This is a genomic window from Albidovulum sp. (genome assembly GCF_049646345.1).
In the GTDB taxonomy this organism is placed as follows: domain Bacteria; phylum Pseudomonadota; class Alphaproteobacteria; order Rhodobacterales; family Rhodobacteraceae; genus Albidovulum.
Genome location: NZ_JBARVQ010000810.1, coordinates 1 through 4958 on the forward strand (window position 1 = coordinate 1; position 4958 = coordinate 4958).

At 57.4% G+C, this 4958-nt stretch carries 3 protein-coding genes; 2 read left to right on the top strand and 1 reads right to left on the bottom strand.

All coding sequences use genetic code 11. The annotated features are described in order from the left end of the window. Together WBB85_RS21245 and WBB85_RS21250 are read left to right on the top strand one after the other, a co-directional pair. Window positions 1-188: hypothetical protein (locus WBB85_RS21245; RefSeq protein WP_432640575.1), on the top strand; the 188-nt coding region annotated here is incomplete at its 5' end. Window positions 189-584: 396 nt separating this feature from the next. Then, complete coding sequence (locus WBB85_RS21250) at window positions 585-3935, top strand: DEAD/DEAH box helicase (protein ID WP_432640574.1); 3351 nt, start codon at window positions 585-587, stop codon at window positions 3933-3935. Between the two features lie 215 nt (window positions 3936-4150). On the opposite strand, the gene WBB85_RS21255 is transcribed toward WBB85_RS21250, so the two are convergent. Further along, window positions 4151-4471, bottom strand: a complete 321-nt coding sequence (locus tag WBB85_RS21255; RefSeq protein ID WP_209273916.1) for an H-NS family nucleoid-associated regulatory protein — start codon at window positions 4469-4471, stop codon at window positions 4151-4153. Window positions 4472-4958 lie beyond the last annotated feature (487 nt).

The window sequence follows — 4958 nt, forward strand, 5'->3', positions numbered from 1 at the left end:
CCTCCAAGACAGGAGCCAAACAGATGTCCCGCAAAGATGCACACGCCTTCGCCGCCTCCCTCGCCGCCACGCTCATGGTCTCAATCGTCGTCTTCCAGGCAGGGGATGGAACCTTCGGCGCCGTCCCCGCCGATGAAATCGACGGCGACGAGGTTCAGGTGCTGGTTGAGATTGACCCGTGGGCTTAGGCCCACGGTTACCCCGGCAGGCTCACGCGGAGGCGCAGAAGCGTCTTCTGCTGCGTCGTTGCGCTCTCGCACGGTGCCGGTGAAATATTCGGAACAGTGGACCGCCGATGGCGCAGCGCCAGATGGCCTGAAGCTGTAGAGGTGCCAGTTGCAACGCGACTGCCACAACGCCAAGAATATCGACATGTCCGGGCCGGACCGAACATTAATTCTATCTTTCGGTGCTGCATGCAGCGTTCGAAGCGGCCTTTGCAATGTCATATGCTTTGATAGTTGAATGACTTAGAATATTCGTAAGAGCTCTTTCCGCCAAAAAAATAAGTGGTTACGCTTCAACTATAAGGCGAAGTATGCAAGCCGATCGACGTACTGCCATCCGGCCAAGGAAAACAAAAAGTGAATCTAAAAGAACTAATTTCGGATGAGCGGACGTCGATTACGGGACAGGGAATCGATAACAGAGCCTATTCGCGGACCCTCCGGCACCTTCGAAGCTACAACTTCTGGGAGGGTGTCGACGATGCGCCACACCTCTGGGGGCACCAGCAAGCAGCTATCGCCACGGTCGTTGCCTATCTGCACGGGGACAAGCAGATACCGGAGCGGCCCGAGCACACAGAAGCTGCGCTCCTAAAGCTACCCACCGGCACAGGCAAGTCTGGCATCATTGCGATCCTTGCGCGGTGTCTGCCGGAGGTCCGCCGTGTTCTCGTATTGACGCCACGCACTGCGCTGACTGAGCAACTCCTGGCGGACATCCGTTACCGTTTCTGGTCTCACCTTGGGTATGAGGCAAACGGCTCGGCGCTCTTCACCGCGGAGGCCGACGTGTTCGGCACCACGCTTGACAACGTGTATGTCGAACAATTCTTGCCCAAGAATGTCGGCATGGTGGTGCAGCATCTGGGCGATCAGGCCACTGATCGCGCCATTCTCGTCGGCACGCATCAGGCGCTCGGCGACATCCGCAAGACGGCACAAGATCCTGATGATGGCGGTTCGGCAGTTGCAGCAGCTCTTTTAGCGCATATCCGGGACGAGTTTGATCTCGTGATCGTCGATGAAGGTCATTACGAGCCTGCTATCTCGTGGTCACGCGGCGTTCGAGAATTCAATCTGCCGACTCTTCTATTGAGCGCAACGCCTTACAGGAACGACTACAAGTCGTTTCGTGTGCGCGGACGTTATCTCTTCAACTTCCCTTACAGGCAGGCAGTTGACGGGCGTATTATCCGTCCCGCCGATATCATCGTGCCAGAAGGCGACGTCGGACCAGTTGTGCGGGAAGCTGCAATCCCACAGTTTGTCGGCATTCTGCACAAGGAATTGCTCGAGCGCCTGCGGGAGGCCGAACGCTGGTTTTTGAACGGCGTAACGCCAAAAGTCATGGTGCGCGGTGATGACCTTGAGACCCTCACGCTCTTACAGACCGAGATTAACCGCGTCTTCGAAACGCAAGCTGTCGTGATCCATGACCGCGCGAAGAAGACGCAGCAGAACCGGGACATGTTCACCAGCGTCGCGTCCGCTCTTCGGTCCCGCCCTGACGCGAAGTTCTGGATTCACCAGAACAAGCTCATGGAGGGGATTGACGATCCGTCATTCGTTGCCGTCGCCATCTTCGATCTCATGGGCAATGCACGACAACTCGTGCAGCAGATTGGACGTGCGACCAGATATTCGCGGGGTGAGGATGGTATACCCCAGGCAGGTTGGATTCTTTCCACTCCTGCCAATGCCGAGCGTATTCGGACTACTTGGGAGAGATACCAAGGCTACGAGGATTATGCGGCGCGGAACACCGCGCATATCGTCACGAACGAGGTTACGCTTCCGGACCGCCTGCTCGAATACATGGCCGAGTATCAATATATTGGCGGTGAATTTCGGGGGCGCTTCGAGTTCGAACAGCCACTCGCCGCAGGCGACATCCAGCTTCCCCGAACCGCCGCTGTTCTGAGAACTGCCGCACCGCTTCCCGACATCCGTGTGTTCGCCACGGTGATCGAAGAAGCAATCATGGACAAGGACCGGTTTAAGATTACGCCGATTGAAGGCATGCCGGATGGTTCGATCGGTTTTTCCTACTATGCGTGGCGAAACTCGCCGTACCTGATCGACCGGTTCTTTTCTGAATGGAAGCTTGGGGTTTTCCTTGCTGTCCAACAGGGTGAACTCGTTTTCATGCACGATACAGAAGGCCTTGTGGTGGATATGGACGGCCTAAGCCTCAAACGAGCGGGCAGGTCGGTCATGGAAAAGGCCTTCCCCGAGAGTGACGACAATCCGTCCCGACTTTCCCGCATGTCCTTCTCCTCTCTCGACATGTCCCAACATGCGATCCGGGCAATGGCTCTGCGGACTCGTTCTTTTGCAGATGCTTTTACCGATTTGCTTGATCCTTCGCTCGTTCCTGCAACTGCCGCCGGTTTTGTAAACGGGACCGCCCGGTATGTTGGCTTTAATCGCTCGCGCCTGCGCGATGCTTCGGAGCGCCATGTTTCGGTTGCAGACTATGTTACATGGACTACAGAAATCGCCGCCGAGCTGGCGGATGCCGATCGGGATCGAAGCCATGTCTTTAATCGATATGCTGCCTTGGTCGAAGATATCGATGACCAAGAAGCCCAGCCGGTTTCGATCCTGCTTGACCCATCGCTTGACGACATGCGCGACGACGAGGCCGGTGGTGCGGCCTGGGTTCTCCTTGAGGACATCGATTACTTTGATCTATGTGCCGAGGTGGATGGCGCAACAGGCGGATTCACGATCCAGATCGGCGACGAGGATGTGCCGTGTAGCGTCGAGTTCGTTTCGGAAACCCGCAAATACAGGGTTACCAGCCCAAGGCTGGATGAGCTTGCTCCCGCGCAGGAAGGAGAGGATAGGCGTCAGGCCTTGACGCTCATACAGCGGCTTAACAAAGGGCAGGCCTTCCGAATTCTCACACAGCGTGACAGCGTCGTGTATTCGGAGGGCAATTTCTACGAACCGAAGATGCAGTGGGTTCAGGACGGTGGCGTCAAACCGGTTCTCGAATATATCCACGCATCGCCCACGCTCGATGATGTCCTGACCGAGAAGGGCGACGATCAATACGCCGCAAATCGTGCAAATTGGTACAGGCAATCCATTTTCGGGCTTTTTTCGGTAACATGCGAAGGCCAGCGCGCTGCCAACGGGATCGCGGATGACAAACTTACCGCCGAAATTGAAGCCATACCGGTCTGGTTGTGTGATGACGATAGCCGTGAAGCCGCGGACTTCATAGGTTTTGATCCTGATAACAGGAAGATCGTGTTTGTTCACGCAAAGGTCGGCGATGTGGGGCGGGGCGGCACCGGATATCATGTCGGCGGACTACAGGATGTCGGTCGGCAAGCACTCGCAAGCCTCGGGTTTATCTCGCGCGGACAGCCATCCACGGTCTGGACGCCCGATCGATGGGAAACCGACGTACAGGCTAATCAAGTCAGGCTACATGGTCGTAGCCGCATCTTTCGGAATCCTAACGGTCTCACATCTGCTCAACTCAACGATCTGCTCCACGCGTCGTGTCGAAATCCGTCCTTTGATCGTGAAATCTGGATTGTCGGAGCGAAGATGGCGCGCAGGCAAGCGCTTGTGGAGGGCCTGAACCAAGAGCGTTGGCCGAACCGCCTGCGGCAGTTCCTGATGCATTGGGATGCCATGCAGACGGCCTGTGCCAGAGCAAACACGCGGCTGAAGTTCTATTGTTCCAATTAGGTGACTCAGCGAAACAAGTGTTGGATATTTTTATGAGCCGGCATTGAGACGGTTTGCAGCAAATATCGGCAACTCTGAAGGTTTTTCGATGTGGGCCGCGGCACGACATTGGCGGCCAAAGTGAAGCCGCACCTATCATACGCGGCGCCAGGCCCGAATGACTGGGTCGGGCACCGATCCGCCTCGGACTCTTTAGCCACAGGGTTGGTAATCTTTCAGCGAATTTCCAGATCACCAGCCGTTGTGCCAGCAGCCAGCGCGTCTACGAACCACTGCGGTTTACGCCCGCGACCAGACCAGGTGACGGCCGGGTTCTCAGGGTGCTGGTATTTTGGTGCGACTGGAGCGCGCTTGGTCTTGCTATCTGTCCCGACGAGTTCGGCCAGTGAATAGCCCAGATCCCGGGCGACAGCTTCTACCTTGGCGCGGGCTTCCGCCTTCTGCCGATCCTCGAATGTGGCAATCGCCTTGGCGACGTCCTTCTGCATTTTCTTCAGCTCGCCGAGCGACAGTGGCTCGAGATCGCAATCAGCCATTTGTGCGGTCCGTGTCCTGAATGTCCCGGTATCGATAGCCCGTCGATGCAGGGCGCCGCAACTCCCGGAAGGCTGGGGCATGGGTGGCAAAGGCTGGTGACCGTCGTTTTGCCGCCAGGCAGGTGCTGAACTTGGGGTCAGGCGGTCTCGATTGGCCGGGTGACGGGTTCTGGCATGGGCTCCCCGCGCATCTCTGTCTCCCGGGCCATCCCTTCGACTGACAATCCCCTAATCCCGTTCGGGCTCTCGCGCGCAACCCCGCGTCAGACCGGGCCGAGTTGGCCGCTATTGCGTCCTGCCCGCTCCACCCCGGTCCTTTGGGGGTTTCCGGTGTCCATGCTGTCCACCGTGCACGCGTCGCCCGACGGGCTTTTTCCGGGTCTTGTCGAAGGGACGGTCCCGAAGACAGGAAACACAGGAGCTTATCATGCAGAACATCGTCATCCTCGCCGGCAACATCGGTCAGAAACCCGAAACCCGCACCACC